Here is a 24,504-nt window from a genome sequence, read left to right as displayed (position 1 = left end):
CACAAACGTACAAGCCATTTTACGAATTTCAAAATAGATGAAGAAAAAAATGAATTGTTAATTCAGTTTTTAGCTACGGATAATCTCTTTTGAATAGACATGATTTAGTTACTGAAAGTAAGAATAAGAGAGATTTGTGAGACAGGGGTTTAAATGTTTTGAGCTAGTATTGAGTAGATGAAATTTATTTATAACTTAATTTTTAGTTTAGTGCGTTGAGTGTCAAACTGACTTTTTGATGATCATTCTATTTTCATATTATGAGGTGTATCTTTCTATTCGTGATTATTCTTTTTTCTTGTTCTGGTAAGAGGGATAAATCGGTTCTTGTTCCGATTAATTTGACTTCTGAGACGCTACCTTTTCGGGTTGGGATTGGTAGGGTTGAGCATATTCTCTATCAAAACGATAACTTGATAATCACCAAAGGCAATCCTGATGAGCAAATTGTAATTTTTAATTTATCTGAAGGCAGTAGAAAAATAGAAGGAGTAAAAGGGTCTGGGCCAGGAGAAATCATGAATCCTTGGAGTTTGCAAAAAGGAAAGTCTGCCGATGATTTTTGGGTGGGCAGTATTGGTCAGAAATTACTTTCTCAATTTAGTATTCAGGATGAAAACCCTTTGGCAAAAAGACAGATAAAGCTCGTGGGAGATGCTATTGGGGTATTAGAGCCTCTGTTTCTAAAAGAAGATTTATACATTGGTACTAACCTCGATGGAAAATCGATTTTCACTTTTTTTAATGAAAAGGGTGATGTGAAAAATAGAATCGGAGATTGGGCTGAAAAGAAGGACTTTGGAGAGTACCCTAATCATGTGATATCCTCAGTTTATGAAGGTAGGTTGAGAACAAATTCATCTGGCACGAAGGTTTCTTATGTCTGTATTGCCTTGGATAGATTTATGATTTTGGATGTTGAGCGTGAAGAAGTTCGAGAGTTTATCGGGCCATTTGATATCAAACCAGATTTTAAAGTAGTTCCAGATCGAGGTGTTTCAGTTTTTGCCCCAAGCCCAGACACGAAGTTTGGCTTTATAGACAGCTACCTTTCAGATGACAAACTTTACCTTTTATACTCAGGGCTTTCCGCAAAGGAAATTACACAAACTGGAAAAATGGCAAACCAAATCCTAGTGTATAGTTTCAAAGGTGAATTACTAGACTATTATGAACTGGATGAATCTTTAAAATCCTTTACAGTTGATGAAGAAAACGGAGTAATATACGGCCTAACCAGCTTTGTAAATGACAATGTCAAAATCGTAAAATTTCACCTATAGTTATTTCTTCTTTGGAAGGTAGAATTCATGAAGCTCGTAGGTCACTCCATCGAAGGCTAGTATTTTGTCTCTTACGATAGTAAATGACATATACCAAGTGTCATCTTTACCATTATTGAGCTCAATTATTCTTGAAAGTGAAATATTAGAGTCTGATATTGTGAAGTTAAAAATGTGATTTAGAGTGGATTTAGCTTTGGTTTTATTGTAGCCAATAGTAAGAATGTAAAGTTCATTGCCAGATAAAGTGGCGTCTGACATGAAAGTAGCTGTGCCACGCATTTTGGTCTCGCTCCTCTCTCTTTCCTTTGCTTGCTCAATGTAATTTTCAAAATATTCAGGATAATAGAGTTCCTCGGTTTTGTTTCCTTCTGAATCAAATCTTTCGATTACAGGCTCATTTTCACTTACAGCTATAATTTGGTTCTTAAACGGAAATAAGAAAAAGACTCTAGGTCTATCATGATTGATAGTAGTGAGTCGTCTGTTTTGATAACCGAAATAGTGGATTGAATCTTTGCTCGTTAAGCTGTAGGAAAAAAGTGGCGGGGTAGATTTATCATATTTACTTCCGTACAGTTTATTATCTTTAATGAAGAATCCTCCGTTGTTAGGAATCTCTCTGCCAAATTGGTGACTAATTGTCCCATCTAAATTGAAGACCTTGATTTTCTGGTGACCTTCATCCAATATGAGCAATTGATTATTGTGAATTTGAGAGGCTTTTGGATATTGCAACTCGGCTGGCCCGTCACCTTTCTGTCCGAAAATTTGCTTTAATTGATAATCTTCATCTAACTCTAAAACTCTACCATTTTTTACTTCAGTTAGAAAAAGACTTCCGTTGTTATAATGAATGTCTAAGGTTTGATCAACGAAAGTTGAATCATTAAACTCATTAACTCTCTTTTGAATCTCGATGGATATTTCAGGAATAGGGGCTTTTGAGTTTTTGTTATGGCAACTAAATAAGACCAACAGTAAAAATAAGTAGGATAGATTTTTCATAAAAATGGCATGAAGTATAGTTTACTGAGTTTGGTCTAATATGGTTGTGAACTAGTCTCCTACACTGGGAAGAAGAAGTTCAAAGGGGCTTGTTTAAACCCGAAATAGTGAGAAAAAAGTTTCGTGTCTTCTTTCTCCCAATCCAGTATATTGCGGCCTATGTTATCCATTTCGCACGAAGTTTTTTATGCTGTAGCCAGCCACCTCAGCTTTTCTAAAGCTGCTGAAATTCTTTGTATTTCGCAGCCAGCCGTAAGTAAACAGATAAAAAAGCTCGAAGGAGAAATGGAGGTGCCTCTTTTTCAGCGCAAGGGCAATGCTGTTTTTTTAACCCCCCAAGGTGAAAAAATGCTACTTTATTTAAGAGAAGCTAAGCACGTCCAGAAGCGCATGGAGTCGGATATGGACATTATTAAAAGTCAGCTAACAGCTAAAGGCGAACTTAGGATAGGTGCCAGTACTACGCTTTCATTATATGTGTTGCCCAAGGTGCTTTCTTCGTTCCGAAAAAAATGGCCTTTGGTGAAAATCACTTTGGTCAATCGAAACACGGAAAACATTCTTAAAGCCCTTGCCAATGAAGAAATTGATTTGGCAGTGGTAGAAGATAAGCATGAAGCAAGCGGGCTTCATTACGACTTCTTTATGGCGGATAAAATCATTCCAATTTGTTCTACTCATAGCCCTTATGCTGGGCGTGAAATTTCAATAAAGGAACTTAGGGAAATTCCTTTGGCCTTGCGCGAAGTGGGTTCAGGAACACTTTCGGCCTTGGCGCGAAAAATGGCACAGTCCAATATTAAAATGAGTGACTTGAACATCACTGTGCGTTTGGGCGGAACTGAGGTACTTAAGAACTTCTTAATAGAAGATACAGCCGTAGGCTTTCTTTCGCCATTGGCAGTAAAGCGCGAAGTAGCATTGGGTTTACTGACACAAGTAAATATTTCTGATTTAGCCATAGAACGAAGCTTTAACTTTGTTACCCGAACAGGTGAAACCATGCCTGATGTGGTCAAAGCATTAATTAAAGAAGCCAAATTAATATATAACCAAAAGTTATAATAGGTTACTTTTATTCATTTGATTGGTTATGATTCATGACGCACTTTTGCATTATGAATTTCACCAAAACACAAACTTCGCTCGCTACTCATTTAGAATGTTCTAAGTGCAGTAAATCTTATAATCTTCACGAGGTACAAAGCTTTGCTACTTGTTGCAATAAACCCTTAGTGGTGCAATATGAGCCCACATCGTTATTTCAAACTTCTGAAATAAAAAATCGCGCCTCTAATATGTGGCGCTATCGCGAAATGCTGCCTGTTTTGGATGATGCTAACATTGTATCGCTTGGCGAAGGCATGACACCCATATTGTCGCTCAGGCGATTGGCCACTCAATTGGGGTTAAGTGACCTTCAAATGAAAGATGAATCACTCAATCCAACTGGGTCTTTCAAGGCACGAGGCTTAAGCATGGCCGTTTCAAAAGCAAAAGAGTTTGGAGTAACGCATTGTGTAGTACCTACTGCTGGAAATGCTGGAGGAGCAATGGCTGCCTATTGCGCTTCGGCTGGTATAAAAGCCACGGTAATTATGCCAAGCCATACGCCAAAAATATTTCAAGAAGAGTGTCAGTATTACGGAGCAGAATTGATTTTGGTAAAAGGCCTGATTAATCAATGTGGAGCGTTGGCCGCTAAAATTGAACAAGAGCAAGGTGCCTATAATATTTCTACCCTAAAAGAACCCTATCGCTTAGAAGGAAAGAAAACGATGGGCTATGAAATTGCCGAACAAATGAATTGGCAATTACCCGATGTAATTCTGTATCCAACGGGCGGAGGTACGGGTTTGCTTGGAATATGGAAAGCTCTCCATGAAATGATTGATTTGGGCTGGCTAAGTGCTGACACGAAACTACCAAGAATGATTGTGGTGCAGGCAGCCAATTGTTCCCCTGTGGTCGATTCTTTGAATGGAGTTACCAAAGATATTTCTGAGTACACAGAGTCTTTGGCGAATGGTTTGGCTGTGCCAGTGGCCTTTGGTCAAGATATGATTCATCGTGTAGTGAAGGAGTCGGGCGGCACATCCGTTACCGTTTCCGAGCAAGAAATGATCGATGGTGTGAAGGAAATGGCGAAACAAGAAGGGGTACTTGTAGCCCCTGAGGGTGCGGCTTTATGGAAGGCAATTCCAAAACTCATTGCCTCAAAGGAAATTTCACATTCAGAGAAGCTACTAATGGTGAATACGGGAAGTGGCTATAAGTATTTAGAAAACTTGAATTAAGAACCCCTTTAAACCCAACGCCATGTTAATTTTTAAAAGAAGCCTTTTTTTAGGCCTGGCTGCGCTATGTCTTTTACCTGTTGTCAATGCTCCAATTGCTTTGATAATGGGGCTTGCTTTCGGAAGTATCATTGGTAACATAGGTTTTAATCAAATACCAAAAATTACTAAATGGTTGCTTCAAACTGCGGTTGTGGTTTTGGGCTTTTGTATTGCTGTAGATAAAGCCTTGTCGGCAGGATCGGAAGGCTTTACACTGACAGCACTTTCTGTATTTGCTGTGCTAGGGCTGGGCTTCTTCCTTACCAAGCGGTTTCATTTAGATAAGAAAATGTCTTTTCTTATATCTTCTGGAACTGCGATTTGCGGAGGAAGTGCTATCGCTTCCATGGCACCAGTAATCAATGCGTCTACTAGAGAAATCTCATCGGCCTTGGCGGTGGTTTTTTTGTTAAACGCCTTGGCTGTTTTTATTTTTCCTAGCCTCGGAAATTTCCTTCATATGACACAGCATCAATTCGGTTTATGGTGTGCTATTGCCATTCACGATACCAGTTCAGTAGTGGGGGCAGCTTCGGTTTATGGTAAAGAAGCACTTGAGTTAGCCACTACAGCTAAATTGGTCAGGGTGTTGTGGATTATCCCATTAATGCTCGGAATGGCCGTTTTCACCAAAGATAAAAAGCAATTCAAATTCCCGTGGTTCGTACTTCTCTTTATACTTGCCATGGTTGTTTCGGCCGTTTTTCCGCTACCAAAAGCACTGTCATCAAGTATGTTCACTTTTTCTAAGTCACTAATGTCACTCGTACTATTTTTAATGGGAGCCAGTTTAACGCTCAAAGAATTTAAAGTGGTAGGCTATAAACCTTTGGTGTACGGAATTGCCCTATGGGTATTTGTAGGTGTAGCTTCAGCTGCTTTGATCTTGGCTTTTTATTGAATTGGAGAGAGTGAACCGCAAAGAACGGAAAGGCGCGCAAAGTGTGATTCGGTTAGTTGAATGTGTTTCACCGTGAAATAAGTTGACACAACACTCCGCTAACCTCTTAATAGAGGGGAATGGTTTGGCGATAAGCGTGAGCCCGTTCATTTATTAGGCTGATAAACCCAAAACTAATGTCTAATCCAGTTGTGTGCACGCTGCTTTTCATCCTGAGGGACGAAGGATCTAAAAGCAGAATCATGAATGTATCGTCCTGAAATAGGTTGACACAACACTCCCCTAACCCCTCTTAATAGAGGGGAATGGTTTGGCGGAAATTTGATTTTCATTTCTCCGAAACGCGGAAGAATTATGTAGCAAGAAAAATCATTCACCTTCTCAGTATTCCCTCCTTGAGGAGGGTAGGGTGGTGATTTACCCTAGGATTTAGGTGGCAGTTTCGTTTCAATCAATCATTTGAAGCTAAGTTAGCGTGAGCCTGTTCATTTATTAGACTGATAAACCCAAAACTAATGTCTAATCCAGTTGTATGCACGCTGCTTTTCATCCTGAGGCACGAAGGATCTAGAAACAGAATCGTTAAGTGGGAAGTTTAGATCCTTCCCCGAAGTCTCGGGGTCAGGAAAAGAAAAGAGATTAAATTAAAGTACCTCAAAAAGCCGTTTCCAAGTGCCTTTGATGCGGTTGTATTTGATTGTGCTGGGAAGCGCCTTCCACCAATATTTATTCATTTCAACTGCAAAACTGGGCTGCATATAACAGTTGATCGCGCAACCTTCGCAGGCGTTATATCGGCCTTCCATGGCAATGGCAGCTTGCACTTTTTCTGATTGATAAAGGTTGAACAAATCGTTTTCAATCGGGATGGTTTCTATGCCCAAATGATAACAGGGCATTACCAATTCGTTTTGCGGAGAAATCACAATGGTGGTACTGCCAGCTTTGCAAACTGGCTTGTCGATGTGATTTCCGCCATCGCGTCTTAATTGGATAAAGCCTTCGTTCAGGTATACATTTTTGCGTTTGGCCCACTTATCTAGAAGGTCTAAGGTTGAAGAGGAAAGCGAAGGCCCCGTTTCAACTTCGTTATATTCAAAAACTGGGTTGAGAATGAGAACAAGGTCATTTGGAAGCGTAATCTGTTGATAGACCTTTTCGATTTCATGAATGTTTTCTTCAAACACCGTCATCAAAATATCGGGTCTTTCTCCTAAATTTTTGGCCAACTGAATTGACTCCATTACGGTATCGAAACAGGCTACACCACGGGCGGTATCATGCTTTTCTTTATTGGCATAATCGAGCGAGAAATGGAGCATATCTACCAAACCTTTGAGCGATTCAGCTCGCTTAGGGTAGAGCAAACCATTGGTGGTTACCGTAGTAATGAGGCCGAAGGACTTTGCCAGTTTTAGAAGCTCAGGCAGTTCACGATGGAGTAGCGGTTCGCCTCCCGTAAAATCGACTACCTTAACGCCTAGCTTTTTGAGGTCGCTAAAATTTCGTTCGGCATCTTTGAGGGTAATGTATGGCGAGGGCTTCTCCCAAATGTCGCAAAAGCTACAGGTTGCGTTGCAACGATAAGTGACGTAGTAATTGCAAAGTATGGGATGCTTAATAAGTCTCATAAGATACTTCAGACTGTTAAGCTAGTTGCTCTTAATTCCTAAATCAAGACAAAGTATAGAAGATAGAAATAAAAAATGGCTGAAGTACGAAGTACAATCAACCACCTTTTTTCTATTCTTTGGAAGAGTTAAACTCAAATTTCAAGGACTAATTATTGTTCAGCATGCTCAATAACGTAGTCAATTGTTTTTTCAAATCCCTACGGTCAACAAGGAAATCTAAGAAGCCATGGTCAAGTACAAATTCAGCACTTTGGAAGCCTTTTGGTAAATCCTTACCTACCGTATCGCGGATAATTCGTGGGCCAGCAAATCCGATTAATGAACCTGGTTCTGCAATATTAAAGTCACCCAACATGGCGTAAGAAGCACTTACTCCACCCGTAGTAGGATCGGTCAATAACGAAATGTAAGGAATGCCTGCCTCAGAAAGTCGGGCAAGTTTGGCAGATGTTTTAGCCATCTGCATCAATGAATAACCAGCTTCCATCATTCGTGCACCACCCGATTTCGAAATCATCAAGAAAGGCATTTTGTTGGCCAAGGCGAAGTCGATTGCTCGTGCAATTTTTTCCCCTACAACAGACCCCATAGAGCCGCCAATAAAAGCAAAGTCCATGCATGAAACCACAATGTCAATCCCGTTCATTTTGCCATGAGCCGAACGAACGGCATCAGTCAATTGGGTTTTTGATTGAGTTTCTACAATCCTTTTTGGATAAGGCTTGCTGTCGACAAACTTAAGCGGATCGCCAGAAGTCAATTTGGCGTCCATTTCAGTAAATTTATTATTATCGAAAATTATTTCGAAGTATTCTTTAGAACCGATGCGCACATGGAAGCCATCTTCTGGACTTACATAAGCATTGTTTTTAAGCTCGCGGGTATGAACAATCTTCCCATTAGGAGTTTTGAACCATAAACCGTCTGGTGCATCTTTCTTCTGTTCTGTAGGGGTAGTAATCCCTTTAACCTTTCTCTCAAACCAAGACATATGCGTACTTATTAAGCTTGAACTTTATAAACAAATAGGGGACAAAAATAGGTCAAAACTGTGGGAGGCCAAAGACTAATCGTGAGAACCTATAATAAAAACCTGTGGGTACCGAATGAAAAGCAAAAAAGTGATTGGTTTTTTATTCATTTATCTTTTCCTTCGTATCGCGGAATGAACGTTCATTCCGCACGACAAATGTTTGAGAATAAGCTTGATAAACGTTCCTTAATTTTAGGCACTACTCTAGATTTGATTTCAGAGCAGGGCTTTCATGGTACGCCTATATCCATTATTGCACAGCGTGCTGGGGTAGGCGCAGGTACGATATACCGGTACTTTCAAAATAAGGAGGAGTTAATAAATGAGCTTTTCAAGGAGATAAAAAGAGATATTATTCGGGCTATGCTCAATAATTATAGTGATGAAGGTGACTTTAAAGAGCGCTTCATGCACCTCTGGAAAAACATGGTGCACTACTTTATGAAGCACCCTAAGGAATTTAATTTCATTGAGCAGCACAGGTACGCACCCTATATGAGCAACCTCACTAGAGAAGAATCCTTTATGATTCTTTCACCCGTGATGATGTTCTTTATTGAATCAAAGCGTGCAAAGGCAATGAAGGATTTACCCTTGTACACCATTATTGCGCTATTGTATGGGCCAATCGTTTCTTTGCTCAAACAACATATTGATAATAATCAAAATCTTTCAGACGACAGGATAGATCAGGCTGCTGAAGCCTGTTGGGATGCCGTGAAGCACAATTAACAAAAGTGAATTATGAGCAATTGCAAAGTAATTATTAACGGAGTGGGGAGCTGTATTCCCGAAAGAATAATAAAGAATGAAGATTTTCTGAATGCTGAATTCTATCAGGAAAACGGAGAGAAATTTACGGCAGATAATGCTGAAATCATTCGAAAGTTTGAAGGTATTACAGGAATCAAGGCCAGACGCTATGCCAATGACGATCAAAAGGCATCTGACTTGGCAACAATTGCCGCTAAAAACGCATTAGCCGATAGTACTATAGATGCGGAAGAGCTTGACTACATAATTGTCGCTCACAATTTTGGAGATATGGAAGTGGGTACGCAGCGCACGGACATGATGCCGAGTTTGGCTTCACGTGTAAAGCATAACCTCAATATTCAGAACCCAGCTACTTCATGTTACGATGTGATTTTCGGGTGTCCCGGTTGGTTGCAATCAAGTATCCAAGCCTATCAAATGATTATGATGGGTGATGCCAAGAACGTTTTGGTGGTGGGTACGGAAACCATTAGTCGTATTGTGGATGTGCACGATCGTGATTCTATGATCTTCTCTGATGGAGCAGGTGCCACTATTTTCCAAGGAGTATCAGCTGATACTAATGGAGGTGTACTTTCGCAGAGTTCCAGAACAGATGCTACGGTTGAATTGAGTTACCTAGAAATGGGGGCTTCTTTTCACCCAGAAAAGCAAAACGGCAAACGCTTTATTAAAATGAAAGGCCGTAAGATTTACGAGTATGCACTAGTGAATGTAGCCGAAGCCATCAAAACGGCAATGGACAAAGCGGGGGTGGAGCTAAAGGATGTTGATAAAATTTTGATCCACCAAGCCAATGAAAAAATGGATGAAGCCATTTTGAAGAAGCTTTTCAAAATCTGTGAACAAGAAAAACCTATGGCGGAGTTTATGCCTATGACCATCCAAGATTTGGGAAATAGTTCTGTTGCCACAATTCCTACAATGTTGGATTTAATTCAACGGAATAAGCTAGAAGGGCATAAAATCAGCTCTGGAGACATTCTGGTTTTTGCCTCGGTGGGCGCAGGAATGCACATTAACGCAATGGTTTATAAAGTGCCCTAGACTTCTATTGTCATAAGAAATTACTTAAATGGGTTCAACAATGAACCCATTTTTTATTCAAAAAAGAATGCCTTAGACTTGTAGTCCAATTTTTTGCTATGCTCGGCATTCTAATTATTCTTCTTGTATCCTGGTTAATGCTCCTTCTTTTCGAAAAGAAGAGTCTGTTGGCACTTGGTTTTACTCCGTTTGGCTTGCGATTAAAGCAGTTCGGGTTGGGCTTTTTGGTTTCAGCTGTTATTTGCACCATGGTCGCCCTTGCACTCGCTCGTTTAAAATCGGAAACTTGGCTTCTAAGTGACCAATTTAGTTTTACCCTATTACTTGATTCAGCTTGGTACGATCTCAAATCCGTATTTACCGAAGAACTGATTTATCGAGGCGCTCTACTTTACATCCTTATTAAAAAACTAGGCAGCAAGACAGGGGTATTGATTTCTGCCATTGCTTTTGGCGTCTATCATTGGTTTTCATTCGGGGCATTTGGGAATGTGGTACCCATGATTTACATATTTCTACTGACAGGCTTAATGGGTTTGGTTTGGGCATATGCTTTTGCCAAAACTAAAAGTATCATGCTTCCTTTTGGCCTTCACCTTGGCTGGAATGTGATCAACAACGGACTGTTTTCTAAAGGCCCTTTGGGTGAAATCGCCTTAGTGGCGACTGGCGGAATTGAACCAGAAGGAGCAATCATGATTTTGGGCCTGGTGATTTCTGTATTTGTGCCGCCTTTGGTTACTTGGTTGTTTATTAAATATGCGGTAAAGGAATAGTTTGAATTTCGAGTCATTATAGTTTCAGCGAGACGTTAAGACTAGCGAAAATTGCTATAAGCACTTATTCCTCTAACCACTCCACATAAAACTTCCTTATAGCGACCAATATACTAGTGCTATAAGGAAGTTTTTATAAATTACATGAGATATAAACAACACAAATGTGGCGTATATATAGCGTTGTGGCAACCTTAACAGACGACCAACAATATGGAAGAAAAACGACCAATTGACAGAAAGAGAGAATCGGGCGGACACACAGACATAGGTTCTGAAGAAGATGGAGCTATTATTGAAATGAAAAATATTGGCGGACGACTTTTAGTTATCAAAGAAAGGTCAATCTATGAAATGGTAATGGCTGATACAATTGACCCCGAAAGAACCAATGTAAATCTTCCAACAACAATTCATAAACTTATCATAGACAAGGGAACAGAATCAGAAACTGTTTCAAGGACACTTTTGTCAGCAATGACTTTATTTAGACCGGAATATATTTCAAATACTGTTGACTGCCCCAAATTAATAGGTTTGACAATAGATTTGCTTTCTGAAATTTCAATACTTGAAAAGGAAATTAAAGAATATCAGTTTGCCGAAAAAACTGCTGCTGACGAATACGAAGAAAGAAGAAACCAAAAAGTTTCTTATAAACTTCCATCTGTTGTTAGCCTTGAATCAAAATGCAAAACCATATTTCAGAAAGCAGACCACATTGAACAAACTCTTATGGAAATAATAGTTAAGTTCTACCCTAATCTTGGTTTGACAAAGCAATCTCATTTTCCAAATTTCCACGAAAAATTGCAAGAAAAGTATGGAGAAGCCGACCCCTTTGTAGAGTTCATTAAAAAGACAGTTTACTTTATGCAAGTTATCCGAGAGTTACGAAATGGATTCGATCATAGACTTGAACATACAAAGGTTTTTGACTTTGAGTTGCAGACAGATGGAAACATTATTTCACCTACAATTCTATTGAACCACAAAAAAGTAAAATTAGAAAGAACTTCATTAAGCGATTTTTTAGAAATAACAACTAAGAATATGCTTAACATCATTGAATTGACATTTGCTTATTTAGCGGGCAAAAATGTTAGGACGGGTGGGATGCCATATCAGGTAAGGCAAATACCTGACGAAAAAAGGCGCAATAAATTTGTAAAATTTAGCTTTTGGACTCCAATTGGCGAAGAAGGTTTTTACAACCAATAAATATTTAACCACAATGAATAGTATGCAAACAGCAATAGATTTTTGGAACTGGTATTCAGAACTTTTCTCCGACCCAGACAAAAAAGTAAGAATTGCAGCGTAGACTGCAACCATTACAACATTGAGTTTATTATTACTTGTTGTAAAATCAATTAAAAGAAAGTTTGCGAAAGTGAAGGTTGAAACGGTAATTAGTTATCAGAATGTTAGTTCCGTATTAGGGACAGCACCACCACTATTAATTACAGTAACAAACTTAACAGGTTCATCCATTTTCCTAAACAATCCGTCCATCAAGACAAGTAAGGAAATTAATGGTGATGACACCTTTGTAGTTCCGAAATCATCAGGGACATTTCCAAGAAAATTGGAAAATGGATGAACAGTTCAAACAAGATTACGACATTTTATCATTAATAAATCAAATATTATTTAACTTAAGTGATTCTGATAAATTAGGTAATTTAAAATTACGAGAACATCAGACAAAACTTATAGCTCCAATAAATTTAGTAAGAGCCACATCATCGGACATATGAATGTGTCAAGGCAAATCTAATGAAAACGAACAGAGAAATAAAGGCAGCCACTAACAGCACCTACCCAAAAGGCGGGATTTCGTGCTTCGCAGATCGTTTTTTCAAGCTGAAAGTTCAGTTCTCTGAATGAAGTTTAGTGCTATAAATCCCGCCCTACGGGTAGCTGCAAACCGTTGTGCGTCATTAAAGAATTATATGAATATGAAAACAGTTAAACAATTATCTATTATAACATTAGTTTCACTTATGATTAGCTCATGTGCTACGACAGCTAATTATTCCGAAATAGTAAAGTCATGGGAAGGGTCTGATATTAATGGACTTATTACTTCTTGGGGGCCTCCAAGTGATGTCTACACTATGCCAAATGAGAATAAAATGTACACATGGCTTTATACAAATAACTCCTTGGTTACTACGAACTACAATCAATGGTTAAATCGTCTTGAAACAAGACAAGTCCAGTATTGGTGTAAAACAACTTTTACAGCAAATCAAAATGATATAATAGTGAATTGGAGATGGGAAGGAAATGCATGTAAGTCGGTAAAGAAATGAATATCAAACGCACAACAACACCTATAATCAAGCGGGCTGATAGTGATAAAATGAAACATAAAACTATTAACAAATGCAGTCACGGCCGACAGGAAAGTGCCTTGAAATCCGGCTCTACGCATAGCCTCGACCGCTCCCACTAGTCGTAGCGTCTCGCTGCGACCCAATATAACCCTAGTATAAAAAGCTTATTTCAATAATACCTTTTTGGTCTTCATAATCCCTAGCATTGCTAAATACCCAATCGGCTGGTTGGTCTACAAAGCCCGCTTCAACTGGATTGTTGTGCACATAGTTAAGGCGTTGAATCATAATTTCTTTGTTAGAAAGTTCGATAGGGTGATTATGCTGTTGCCAAAACTGAAAATCCCCCACTGGTCGTAGCGTCTCGCTGCGACCTCATGTCATTTAGTATAAAAAGCTTATTTCAATAATGCCTTTTTGGTCTTCATAATCCCTAGCGCTGCTAAAAACCCAATCGGCTGGTTGGTCTACAAAACCTGCATCAACAGGATTATTATGAATGTAGTCAAGGCGTTGAAGCATTATTTCTTTCGTGGAAAGTTCGATAGGGTGGTTGTGCTGTTGCCAAAACTGAAAATCTTTGTTGTTTGATTTCTTCTCACCTGCTCGCTTCATCATCCACAGCATCCATTCCTTTCTGCTCTCTTGTGGGTTGTTCTCCATATATTTTCTAATATGTCTAGAAGTATAACTCTTCAAGTCTCGGATGATGTCTTCCAATTTAGAGGTTTCATCTGTGCCTAATATTAAATGAACATGACTTGTCATAATGCACCACGCGCCTACCAAAAGGCCCTTTTCTTTCTGGCAATATTTGATAGAATCAATCAAGATATTCCGATACTCCTGCCTAATGAAAACATCTAACCAATAGACCACAGTAAATGTCACGAAGTAAAACTGCTCTTGACTACGAATGGCATACTTTCTTCCCATAACTCAAGATAGTACTAATCAATTAATTTGTGTGGCGTATATTGTATTATTTGAAAGTATAACTTGGTCAATCATGATTGTGTAATGATGAAAAGTCTTAGCGAGACGCTAAGACTAGTTATGCAGTCTACCTCGCTAGTCGCAGCGTCTCGCTGCGACCTAAAAAATAAGCACAAAAAAAGAGGTGGATTAATCCACCTCTTCGTAATCTACATATTCTCCTCCTCTGAAATTATCAGAGGATTTTTCTTTCGTATTCTTAGGCGCGTAGTCAACATTGATTTTCCCTTCTGGACGATGTTGTTGCGTATACTGTTGGCGAGCGCCAGCCGTTCTTTGTTGGCCTGTTAGGCCTGCTACAAAGAAGCGGAGCACACTGCGGATAATCCAGCCAATTAGAATTACAAAGAATAAAAATTTTAAAAACATATCTTTTTACCTGCTTAGGTACAAATTCCTTTTAGAGTAGATGTCCAAGAAATAATCATCCATCAGATCATCTATAAAGTAAATTGCCTCTCCAGTAGATTTCATCTCTGGCCCAAGTTCCTTGTTTACGTTCGGGAATTTATGGAATGAGAAAACCGGTTCTTTAATGGCGTAGCCTTTCTTAACTGGCTTGAAATCAAAGTCTTTGATCTTTTTCTCACCCAACATTACCATTGTAGCGTACTTTACATATGGCTCTTGGTAGGCTTTACCTATAAACGGAACGGTTCTCGATGCTCTTGGGTTCGCTTCAATGATATAAACTTTATCATTTTTTATGGCGAACTGAATATTGATCAGTCCCACAGTGTTTAGCGCAAGCGCAATTTTCTTGGTGTGCGCTTCAATTTGTCTGATGATAAAATCACCAAGACTGTAAGGAGGTAGCACCGCATATGAGTCACCAGAGTGAATTCCAGCAGGCTCAATGTGCTCCATAATTCCTATGATATACACATCTTCTCCATCGCAAATGGCATCGGCTTCTGCTTCAATCGCATTTTCTAAGAAGTGATCTAGTAAAACACGGTTACCAGGAATGTCTTTAAGAATGTTTACAACGTGCTCTTCAAGCTCTTGCTCATTGATCACAATCTTCATACTCTGGCCTCCTAACACGTATGAAGGACGTACCAACAGTGGGAAGCCTAATTCTTTAGAAAGCTCCAACGCTTCATCAGCATCTTCAATTACCCCAAACTTAGGGTAAGGGATGTTGTTTTCTGCCAATAGCTCTGAAAAACGACCTCGGTCTTCGGCCAAGTCGAGTGCATCGTAACTTGTGCCAATGATTTTAATTCCGTAACGATCTAGTTTTTCAGCCAATTTTAAGGCCGTTTGCCCGCCCAATTGAACAATTACGCCTTCTGGTTTTTCATGAAGAATAATGTCGTAAATGTGTTCCCAGAAAACAGGCTCGAAGTAAAGTTTATCTGCTACATCAAAATCTGTAGAAACCGTTTCAGGGTTACAGTTGATCATGATGGTTTCGTAACCACATTCTTTGGCAGCCAATAAACCGTGAACGCAAGAGTAATCAAACTCAATTCCTTGTCCGATACGATTTGGTCCCGAACCTAGAATAATCACTTTTTTATTATCGCTGCTAATCGATTCATTTTCTTCATCGAAAGAGGAGTAATAATATGGAGTTTGAGCTTCAAATTCTGCTGCACAGGTATCCACGAGTTTGTACACTCGCTTAATGCCCATTTCGTGTCTTTTAGTGAAAACCTCACTTTCAAGACATTTAATCAAATGTGCAATTTGTCTATCTGCATAACCTTTCTCTTTGGCCATTCTTAGAAGGCTTTCAGGTAAGGTTTGTAGGTTATGCTTTTCAATTTCATCTTCCAACTGGATCATTTCTTCAATTTGCTGAAGGAACCACTTGTCGATTTTAGTTTTCTTTTGAATGGTTTTTAACGGAATTCCAAGCTTGAAAGCGTCATAGATATGGAAAAGTCTGTTCCAACTTGGGTTTTCTAAGCTGTAAAGCAAGGCTGCTTGGTCTTTCAACTCCTTACCATCTGCCCCTAATCCGTTACGTTTGATTTCTAAAGATTGACATGCCTTCTGAAGCGCTTCTTGGAAGTTTCGGCCAATTCCCATGGCCTCACCTACCGACTTCATTTGCAAGCCTAGCTTTCTGTCAGAACCTTTGAATTTATCAAAATTCCAACGTGGTATTTTTACGATTACATAATCCAATGCAGGCTCAAAGAAGGCCGATGTGGTTTTTGTAATTTGGTTTTTCAATTCATCTAAGTTGTAACCAATAGCCAACTTAGCGGCAATTTTTGCAATTGGATAACCAGTAGCTTTCGATGCCAAAGCCGAAGATCTTGATACACGAGGGTTGATTTCAATACCAATGATGGTGTCGTCTTCTGGGCTAACTGAGAACTGTACGTTACAACCTCCAGCAAACTGCCCAATGGCATTCATCATTTTGATGGCCAAGTCGCGCATTTCTTGGTAAGTCGTATCAGGCAATGTCATGGCAGGTGCCACAGTGATTGAATCGCCAGTATGCACACCCATCGGATCAAAGTTCTCGATAGAACAGATAATGATGACGTTACCGATATTGTCTCTTAGTAGTTCAAGCTCGTATTCTTTCCAACCCAAAATACTTTGCTCTACCAATACTTCGTGAATTGGGGAAGCATTTAAACCGTGGGTTAAAGCTTGGTCAAATTCTTCTTGAGTGTTTACAAAACCTCCACCGTATCCGCCAAGGGTATACGAAGGGCGTATTACGAGAGGGAAGCCAATTTCTTGTGCGATTTCTTTTCCTTTTAAGAAAGAAGTCGCTGTTTCTCCTTTACAAACATTGACATTAATTTCTTCCATCTTCAACCTGAATTTCTCGCGGTCTTCGGTGGTTTCAATGGCATTAATGTCTACACCAATAATTCTCACATCATACTTTTTCCAAATTCCAGCTTTGTCGCAATCAATTGCAAGGTTAAGAGCTGTTTGCCCTCCCATGGTTGGCAAAACGGCATCAATTTGATGCTTCTCCAGAATTTCAATGATCGACCTTTTTGTCAAAGGCTTTAGATAAACGTTATCGGCCGTAACCGGGTCGGTCATGATGGTAGCTGGGTTGGAGTTAATGAGGGTTACCTCGATTCCTTCTTCCCTTAATGATTTTGAGGCTTGAGTACCAGAATAATCAAATTCACAAGCTTGTCCGATAATGATTGGTCCACTTCCGATGATGAGGACAGATTTTATGCTGTTGTCTTTAGGCATTTGTAAGAGGTACGTGCGGTTTTACTAGGGTGTAAATTGGCACAAAGTTATGGCGAAAAGCTTATAATCAAAACCAAGAGAGGCCTTATTCTCATAATTGGCATTTGTGGCTGATTTTATGGAAGTTTTGGCCACGACTGAAAGAAAAAAAGTTTAAATTCAGAACAATATTCTAGACAAACTGACAACACCATGAAAAAAATAAAATCAATTTTAACACTTGCTTTAGGTTTAGCGATTGCAGTCTTTATTGTGGGCTGCGCAGCTGGTAAGTCTGCCTCTTCTGAAACAGCCAAGGTAGAGAAGAAAGCCAAAGAGAAGGCTTATGATCCTCGTGGGGTTTGGAATTATAGTGTACAAACCCCTGATACGGATAGCTATGGTATTATGCGAATTACAGGAGACAACGGGCTTTATGCCGCTGTAATGGAAACAGATCAATTTGGTACACTCAATGTAACCGGGTTTACTGTTGTTGGAAATGCTTTTTCTGGCTCAATCGAAGTAATGGGAACTACAGCGAATATTGAAGGTTCGTTTGATGGAGATAGTATGGCCGGATATGTGAATATGGGGGCTGATTCATTTCCCGTTCAAGGCACTAGAAAATCTAAATAGGTTTAACTGTATTAAGTAAGGTGGGTAAGTTCCACTCATTATTGTTGCAACCGACCAAGCCCAGCTCATGTATTTATGAGCTGGGCTTTTTATTTATATATCTTTTTGTAAATCAATTTTGTATTTTTCGATATGTGTTAAAGAATGTATTTTTTGTGTTAATACATTTTCTTATCGCATACGATATTTAGAATTAAAATATGGTTGATCTATAATGTGGATATTATGTATGACTGTATAGTGACTTACTGTATAAGTTTAGAAATAAAGCCTTTAGTTAATTTTTTTAATAGGAAACTGTAATACTGCTGCTATGATTTCCATGAAAAAAACATCTCGTGTTAGTCCCAGAAATGTAGAGGGTACGGGTTCTGTTGATGTTGAAATGACTGATGCAACTCCAGAGGATCAAGTTGATGGTAAATTTGAATTTATGTTCGTCAGTATGGGGCAGGGGGAATGTACTCTTATTCGCTGTCCCGATGGTAGGGTGGGGATGATTGATTGCGGATCTAAGGCATATTCAGGTGATGATGTTAGTGCTGCAGAAAAAAAACGGGTAATGTCTGAAATCGGTCAAGGGCTTTGCAACCAAATAGATCAATGGACGGGTAATTATACTTATCCAGATATTCAGCCCTCAATAACAAATAAGAATGTTCTTGATTTTCTCATACTTACACATTGTGATGGAGATCACTACAATAAAATTGTAGAATTCATTCCTACTACAATTACGATAAGAAATGTCTATTTCAGTGATGGTCCCAATTCTGTGGGGCCAGACTCTAAATACAGTAAAATTAGCGAGCCCTATTCGGTAAAAAAGCCAAAGAGTTTTCGTTCCATGAATAAATATTTAGGAACTAAGAAGGACAAACTAGGCTCCAGAATAATGGATAGAAGATGGGACACGGAGGAGGTTATAGAGGTAGTTATCAATGGTCAAGAACAGTGTTACTATACCTACAATTTGGAAAGTAGAGTTAGAACACCCACTACTGATAATGGGGGCAGTAATTCGAATTATGGAATAAGGAATGAGTTAAATGAAGCAGTGTTTAAAGTTATTTCTGGTAATCAGTTGGGAGGTTGGGATATCTCCATAGTAGGAGGTAATGTTCTTAAAACATATGAGACCATTGCTACAACTGGAAAACGTAGGTTACTGGCGCAACCAGAAAGTAATAAAATTCAAAAAAGGGAATTTAAAAGTACAGATGAACATGAATCTCTTAACTCTGGTGAAAGCGATCCAATCGATCCGGTACCTAAAACAACAAGTGTGGAACCGCCATATACTGATTCCATCACCAAGAATACAGCAAGCCTTTGTACAAGGATAAGTTATAAAAATGAGAATAATTTATCGGTGGATAATGAGGAAGTCATGCTTCTAATGGGAGATGCAACCAATACTACATTTAAGTTTCTAAACAGCTCGATTGATGAGGCTAACTATGTGCTCAGTAATATCCCTCATCATAGCAGTGCCGTTCATTGCAACGATTTTAACTCTAGCTTGGATGAAACTGTAGTTCCGTTAAACTTCATTCAGGGAAAACTCAGGCCTAAAAGTGTCGTAGCAAGTTGCAGGCCGCTCTACAAGTCTTTTTTCTTCCCTCCAGCTAATGTTCTTTCAAATTATGAAGAAGTAGTCAGTACTTTGGAGACTCCTCACAATTTAGATGTTTGGTATAGTGTTGCCCCCAATGGAGGAAGTAATTGGGTAGCCGACTATTATGACCAAAATAAAGATGATTATGAGAAAAAAGGTGCTAAGACCAAGAAAAAGGACAAAACTTTTTACGTTCTAAAAGAAAGCCCACCGCCAGTTGGATCTTTACCTATTTTAATCCCTGCAAAAGGGTTGTACTTGAGTAGGGAAACGACTTTTTCCAATATCAAAATCCCAGACCTGAACTTCAATTGTAATGCTGGTGCTTTCAGGGCTATTTATCGTGTTTTTCCTGAGCCAACAGCCTGATGAATAGCCTGCAAAACGTACTCGAAAATGCTTTGAATGAGGGAGTCTTTAATTTGGAGATTTCTAGCCTCGATTCGGTTAGTGCAAATGCCATTGCTGCAGCTAATTTTCCAAATCAAGTCCTAAGTTTAAGTAATGCAAGTATTGCTGAGAGTCAAGATCAATGGCCTGCAGGCGAAGATTGGGTCGATCAATACTTGGGTTTAAACCTTATTGTGGTTTCTGGCATCGGAGTCGATTTGCCATTTGAAGGTTTGGCAGTGACCATTGCATTTTATGTGGTGGATCCAACTCAACAAGACTTAGAAGGAGCTTTTGAGCTTCGGGCGAGCACAGATAATACATGGCTATTGTCCGATAGTTTTCCGCCTTTTCAGAATTCACTGGTTGAGTCGTTTATTTTTGATAATCCATTTCCATCACTTTCTTTAAATACAGCCATAAACTCCGTGAGTGTAGGTTTCCAAGGTGTATTGAGGATTGATGCGATGACTGGAGGCTTAAGTGAGCTTTTCGGGATTCAATCTTTAGAGCTATTGGGGACCGTTACTTTGGAAGAGGAAGGGGCAGGGTTGGCAGCTATGGACATTCGCTCTACAGATAATCCTACTTTTGATTTTGGAGCAATTGCAGAAGCTACTGGAGAAGTTCAATTAAGTTTCGATGTGGGGTCTAATCCTGCAGCTAATATTGGGCAAACTGCCAAACCGTTCTTACTATTAGCCACCGAAATTACGTTTGTTGCTGCCACAGGTACATACACATTGCCTATTAGTGTCAAAGTGACCAACCTTGGTATGAGAATGCGTTTTTATGCTGAGATTTCAGGTCTGATCCAGGCAAGTATTGATCAACTAAGCGCTTTTGTTGGAGGTGTTAATCTGAGCAATATTATTCCGAATAATTTTCAGCTAGATCAATACATATCAGTTGCTGGCTTGTACTTGGATTATGATTTTAACTCAAATGCAGTAGCCAACATATCTTCGATTGGAGTACAGGTTCTTAACAGTAGCCCATGGACAATACTGACATTGGAGTCTTCAGAAGCTTCAATGAGTATTGATCAGGTCGATCTGGAGTTTTTAGTAAGTAACCCTCTGGGCAGTCCGGATGCCAGTTTTACATGGTCTGGTTCGATTGACTTCTTTGAACTGGCCTCTTTTGAAATATCAGGAGGAAACCCGGTTACTTATTTTACTGGAGCATTGGCCAACACTATTCCTCTTGATCCTGACGATACTGATCCTTTGGCAGAATACATTTCTGGCGTTGATCTTCGCAAAGTAGTCGAATTGTTTTTGGGCTCTTCCAATGGAGTACCCTCTTTGTTAATAGATGAGTTTAGCTACGAATGCGACCTTGAGTCTAGCTTTTACGAACTCCAATTAGAAATTATTGAAGATTGGGATTTGTCACCCCTTCCTATTTACTTGGATAGCCTCAGTTTGCAAGTAACTTATGATCCAGAAGATAATGGCCTAAGCGGATTCATTGCTGGAGAGATTACTCTTATTGGTGCAATAATTCAGTTGAAAGCAGAGTACCCTGGAGATGACGGTGCTTGGATATTTACTGGAGTAACTGAAGACGGTTCTAGTTTAAGTGTACTCGACCTAATTCAGCAAACCCAAACCCTTTTTGGTATAGAAGACGATATCATCCCTGAATTTCTGACAGATATGTCCATCACCAATCTGGGGCTGACATTGAACACTCAAACGCTTGATTTTACTTTCCATGCCGAATTGGACTTAACAGCATGGGAAACGGATATCGTCATGGTTGTCGATATCAAAATTGAAAAGCAAAGCGATGATACTTATCGAAAGTCATTTGCTGGTCACTTAGACGTAGCTGGAGTTATTTTCGATTTGGCCTTTTCTACCGACCCAACAACGAGCGCTTTTGTAGCTGTACTTAGCGATGACAAAACTTGGGAAACAGACCTTAGCATATTGATTGGAGCCCTTTTTGGGGTAAATACTAACCAAAACCCCATACCTGAAGGTCTCACTTTTATGCTCAAAGATGCCGTTTTCGGTATGATCATAGAAGCACCACAACAGACAGGTGATCCTTCAGATATCAAATTTGTTTTTGGGTTGGATATTGGCAACAACATCAACCTATCCAATTTGCCTTTAGTAGGGAGGTATTTTTCGCCTGACCAAACAGTAGCACTGGCCTACCAATTTTTAGTGGCTTCAGAAGAAATATCAAGTGCCGAAGTAGCCTTGTTAAACGAAATTATTCCACCCAATACCATCACCTTTCCTCAAAATAGAGGTTCAGACCCCAATAGTATACCCGAAGGTTTCGTCATTAGTACCACTATGCGCTTTGGTGATTGGCAAGAACAGTACAGCCTACCGATTGCGATTAATAAAGATACAGGGGAGATAGAGTTGACAACGGGTCAACAAGAACAGGCAGTTAGCACCCGAGACCTTGACGATAGTCTCGTGATTGAGCCCATGTACTGGAACCTTCAAAAAAACTTTGGGCCAGTTTATTTAGGGAGAATTGGAGTTCTTTATCAATCCGATGTCAACAGACTAAAGTTCTTAATAGATGCCTCATTGCAAACCGCTGGGCTCACCATGTCGGTTAGTGGTCTTTCCGTTAGCGCACCGTTAACGGCTAGCCCTCCATATACCGACCTTATCCCCACTTTTGGTTTAGACGGAATGGGAATAGAATTCTCGGAAGGACCATTAGAATTGGGAGGCGCATTTTTACATCAACTAAAGGAGCTGAACGGTGTTTCTTTTGATGAATACAGTGGAGTAGTCACTATCCAATTTGAAGAGCTTGGTTTTAGTGCTATGGGCTCTTATGCCAACTATAATGGAGACCCTTCGCTTTTCATTTATATGATTTTGGGCATTCCCATCACCATTCAGCCCTACTTGATTATAACCGGAATTACAGGAGGCTTTGGCTATAATAGAAGTCTAATAGTTCCTCCATTAAATGATATTCTGAATTTCCCTTTGGTTAGCGAAGTTCTTGGAAACAGTACAACTGCTACTGATCCTCTAGATGAACTGGTTAAGCTGAATAACTATACCCCTCTCAATGTTGGAGAATACTGGGCAGCGGCTGGTATAAAGTTCACTTCCTTTAAACTGTTGGATTGCTTTGCTCTGCTTATGATTAGTTTGGGCAAAACCGTGGAAATTGACCTGTTTGGCTCTGCTACCTTAATGGCTCCGCCACTTGCAGGAGATGAGGCGCTGGCCGAAATACAGATTGCTTTGGATGTTAGTTATGGCTCTGAAGACGATAGAATAGCTGTAGCTGCTCAACTTACGGACAATTCTTTCATCCTGTCCAGAAAAGCGAAGCTTACGGGCGGGGCGGCCATGTATGCTTGGCTAGGAGGCGAACATGAAGGCGATTTTGTACTGACTGCCGGAGGTTACCACCCGGAGTTTATTGTACCAAGCCATTATCCTGCTGTGCCGAGAATTGGCCTGAATTGGCAATACGATAGCTCATTGACCATTAAGGGAGAACTCTACTTTGCGCTACTTGCCAGTTCAATGATGGCTGGGGGTCAGTTACAAGTAAGTTGGAAAAGCAGCGACATTGCCATTTGGTTCAACACCAACGCCAACCTGTTGATGGGATGGAAACCCTTTTATTATGATGCCAAAGCATCTGTTTCTGTTGGTGCATCTTATACGTTTAGTGAGTTTGGCCTCAAGAAAACACTGAGTTATGAAGTAGGTGCAGATTTGCACCTTTTTGGTCCCGAGTTCAGTGGGACAATGCACATTGACCTTTCTATTATTTCATTCGATATTAACTTTGGTCAAGCCTTGCCTGTTACTCCACCACCCATTACCTGGGAAGAGTTCAAAAGCTCATTCTTACCAGAAGAACAATGGGTAGCCGTAACGCCCACTTCAGGTTTGGTAAGCCAAACAACGGATGGGCGATTCATTATAAATCCGGGAAACTTTGCATTAGATGTTTCATCAGTAGTACCTCTTACCGCCATTTCGGTTAACCAAACGGGCGCGGATGAAACAGTTACACATGATAATAACACCGCTTTTGGTGTAGCCTCTATGGGCCTTGATTCATTAAATGTAACCCTGTCCATTACGGTTTTGCAAGACGGAAGCCCTTTGGCCGAAGCACAATTTAAGACCCGAAATACTAGTAAGAAGCTTCCTGTAGCACTATGGGGAACGGAATCAAGTCCATCATTGAATGGTGATCTCTTTTTGGAAAATTGCGCCACAGGCTTAAAGTTCATTCCATTGAACCCTCCTGTTCCGGGGCATACTCAAGAGATACCCAAGAGTAAGTTAAACTTCGAAACCAGATTTGGTGCTGCTGCATTCGACTTACAGTCAAACTTAGAAGTTGATCAGACCGATTCTGAGAGTGTAGAAACCCTTATTGATGAAACGCTACTTTCCAATGAAGTGATAGAGAGCCGAAGTGCCGTTTTGGTAGCAGCAGGATGCTCCCCTTTGATCAATCTATCAGATGATTTTACAAACCAATTGTTGGGTTCACCCACATTGATAAACGGGTATTCAACCAACTGAGAAAGA

Annotated in this window: 19 protein-coding genes; 12 read left to right on the top strand and 7 right to left on the bottom strand. The window is 39.8% G+C overall.

Annotated features, from left to right (window positions below; translation table 11 throughout):
* The first annotated feature begins 260 nt into the window (after nt 1–260).
* Nucleotides 261–1,283: a BF3164 family lipoprotein gene (locus AAC026_RS17015; protein ID WP_339700579.1), complete on the top strand. Its 1,023-nt coding sequence runs from the start codon at nt 261–263 to the stop codon at nt 1,281–1,283.
* On the opposite strand, the gene AAC026_RS17010 is transcribed toward AAC026_RS17015, so the two are convergent.
* Complete coding sequence (locus AAC026_RS17010) at nt 1,284–2,291, bottom strand: hypothetical protein (protein WP_339700576.1); 1,008 nt, start codon at nt 2,289–2,291, stop codon at nt 1,284–1,286. It lies immediately after the preceding gene.
* 159 nt (nt 2,292–2,450) lie between these two features.
* Between AAC026_RS17010 and AAC026_RS17005 the strand changes: the two genes are divergently transcribed.
* The 3 genes from AAC026_RS17005 to AAC026_RS16995 are packed head-to-tail and all read left to right on the top strand — an operon-like array spanning nt 2,451 to nt 5,531.
* Nucleotides 2,451–3,356, top strand: coding sequence for a LysR substrate-binding domain-containing protein (locus tag AAC026_RS17005; protein WP_339700573.1), 906 nt, complete (start codon nt 2,451–2,453; stop codon nt 3,354–3,356).
* A gap of 35 nt (nt 3,357–3,391) precedes the next feature.
* The gene (locus AAC026_RS17000) at nt 3,392–4,588 is read left to right on the top strand and encodes a threonine synthase (RefSeq protein ID WP_339700570.1); all 1,197 of its coding nucleotides are present in this window, start codon (nt 3,392–3,394) and stop codon (nt 4,586–4,588) included.
* 22 nt (nt 4,589–4,610) lie between these two features.
* Nucleotides 4,611–5,531, top strand: coding sequence for a putative sulfate exporter family transporter (locus AAC026_RS16995; RefSeq protein WP_339700567.1), 921 nt, complete (start codon nt 4,611–4,613; stop codon nt 5,529–5,531).
* A gap of 644 nt (nt 5,532–6,175) precedes the next feature.
* Here AAC026_RS16995 and AAC026_RS16990 read toward each other — a convergent pair.
* Together AAC026_RS16990 and accD are read right to left on the bottom strand one after the other, a co-directional pair.
* Nucleotides 6,176–7,162, bottom strand: coding sequence for a radical SAM protein (locus tag AAC026_RS16990; protein WP_339700564.1), 987 nt, complete (start codon nt 7,160–7,162; stop codon nt 6,176–6,178).
* A gap of 148 nt (nt 7,163–7,310) precedes the next feature.
* Nucleotides 7,311–8,156 (bottom strand): acetyl-CoA carboxylase, carboxyltransferase subunit beta, encoded by an 846-nt coding sequence (accD, locus tag AAC026_RS16985; RefSeq protein ID WP_339700561.1) that lies wholly within the window; start codon nt 8,154–8,156, stop codon nt 7,311–7,313.
* Nucleotides 8,157–8,237: 81 nt separating this feature from the next.
* On the opposite strand from accD, the gene AAC026_RS16980 reads away from it, so the two are divergent.
* The 5 genes from AAC026_RS16980 (at nt 8,238) to AAC026_RS16960 (ending at nt 12,401) form a co-directional block, all read left to right on the top strand.
* Nucleotides 8,238–8,930, top strand: a complete 693-nt coding sequence (locus AAC026_RS16980) for a TetR/AcrR family transcriptional regulator (RefSeq protein ID WP_339700558.1) — start codon at nt 8,238–8,240, stop codon at nt 8,928–8,930.
* Between the two features lie 12 nt (nt 8,931–8,942).
* Nucleotides 8,943–10,022 carry a 3-oxoacyl-ACP synthase III family protein gene (locus AAC026_RS16975; protein ID WP_339700556.1) on the top strand — a complete coding sequence of 360 codons (1,080 nt, stop codon included), beginning with the start codon at nt 8,943–8,945 and terminating at the stop codon, nt 10,020–10,022.
* 98 nt (nt 10,023–10,120) lie between these two features.
* Nucleotides 10,121–10,798, top strand: a complete 678-nt coding sequence (locus AAC026_RS16970; protein ID WP_339700553.1) for a CPBP family intramembrane glutamic endopeptidase — start codon at nt 10,121–10,123, stop codon at nt 10,796–10,798.
* A gap of 300 nt (nt 10,799–11,098) precedes the next feature.
* Nucleotides 11,099–12,019, top strand: a complete 921-nt coding sequence (locus AAC026_RS16965) for a hypothetical protein (RefSeq protein WP_339700550.1) — start codon at nt 11,099–11,101, stop codon at nt 12,017–12,019.
* A 172-nt stretch (nt 12,020–12,191) separates the two neighbouring features.
* Nucleotides 12,192–12,401, top strand: a complete 210-nt coding sequence (locus AAC026_RS16960; RefSeq protein WP_339700547.1) for a hypothetical protein — start codon at nt 12,192–12,194, stop codon at nt 12,399–12,401.
* A gap of 889 nt (nt 12,402–13,290) precedes the next feature.
* On the opposite strand, the gene AAC026_RS16955 is transcribed toward AAC026_RS16960, so the two are convergent.
* From AAC026_RS16955 to carB, 4 genes are all read right to left on the bottom strand, one after another.
* Nucleotides 13,291–13,428 (bottom strand): hypothetical protein, encoded by a 138-nt coding sequence (locus tag AAC026_RS16955; RefSeq protein WP_339700544.1) that lies wholly within the window; start codon nt 13,426–13,428, stop codon nt 13,291–13,293.
* A gap of 96 nt (nt 13,429–13,524) precedes the next feature.
* Nucleotides 13,525–14,076 carry a transposase gene (locus tag AAC026_RS16950; RefSeq protein WP_339700541.1) on the bottom strand — a complete coding sequence of 184 codons (552 nt, stop codon included), beginning with the start codon at nt 14,074–14,076 and terminating at the stop codon, nt 13,525–13,527.
* Between the two features lie 189 nt (nt 14,077–14,265).
* A complete protein-coding gene (locus tag AAC026_RS16945; RefSeq protein WP_339700538.1) occupies nt 14,266–14,505 on the bottom strand; it encodes a DUF4834 domain-containing protein in 240 nt (79 codons plus the stop codon).
* A gap of 6 nt (nt 14,506–14,511) precedes the next feature.
* Nucleotides 14,512–17,325 carry a carbamoyl-phosphate synthase large subunit gene (gene carB, locus AAC026_RS16940; protein ID WP_339700535.1) on the bottom strand — a complete coding sequence of 938 codons (2,814 nt, stop codon included), beginning with the start codon at nt 17,323–17,325 and terminating at the stop codon, nt 14,512–14,514.
* Between the two features lie 192 nt (nt 17,326–17,517).
* On the opposite strand from carB, the gene AAC026_RS16935 reads away from it, so the two are divergent.
* The 3 genes from AAC026_RS16935 (at nt 17,518) to AAC026_RS16925 (ending at nt 24,498) form a co-directional block, all read left to right on the top strand.
* Complete coding sequence (locus tag AAC026_RS16935; protein ID WP_339700532.1) at nt 17,518–17,943, top strand: hypothetical protein; 426 nt, start codon at nt 17,518–17,520, stop codon at nt 17,941–17,943.
* 322 nt (nt 17,944–18,265) lie between these two features.
* The gene (locus AAC026_RS16930; RefSeq protein WP_339607788.1) at nt 18,266–19,930 is read left to right on the top strand and encodes a hypothetical protein; all 1,665 of its coding nucleotides are present in this window, start codon (nt 18,266–18,268) and stop codon (nt 19,928–19,930) included.
* On the top strand, nt 19,930–24,498 hold the full coding sequence (locus AAC026_RS16925; protein ID WP_339700529.1) for a DUF6603 domain-containing protein: 4,569 nt from the start codon (nt 19,930–19,932) through the stop codon (nt 24,496–24,498). The genes AAC026_RS16930 and AAC026_RS16925 overlap by 1 nt, the downstream gene beginning before the upstream one ends.
* The last annotated feature ends 6 nt before the right edge of the window (nt 24,499–24,504 follow it).

The organism is uncultured Roseivirga sp. (genome assembly GCF_963973945.1).
Lineage (GTDB): Bacteria > Bacteroidota > Bacteroidia > Cytophagales > Cyclobacteriaceae > Roseivirga.
This window is presented reverse-complemented; position numbering and strand designations above follow the sequence as displayed.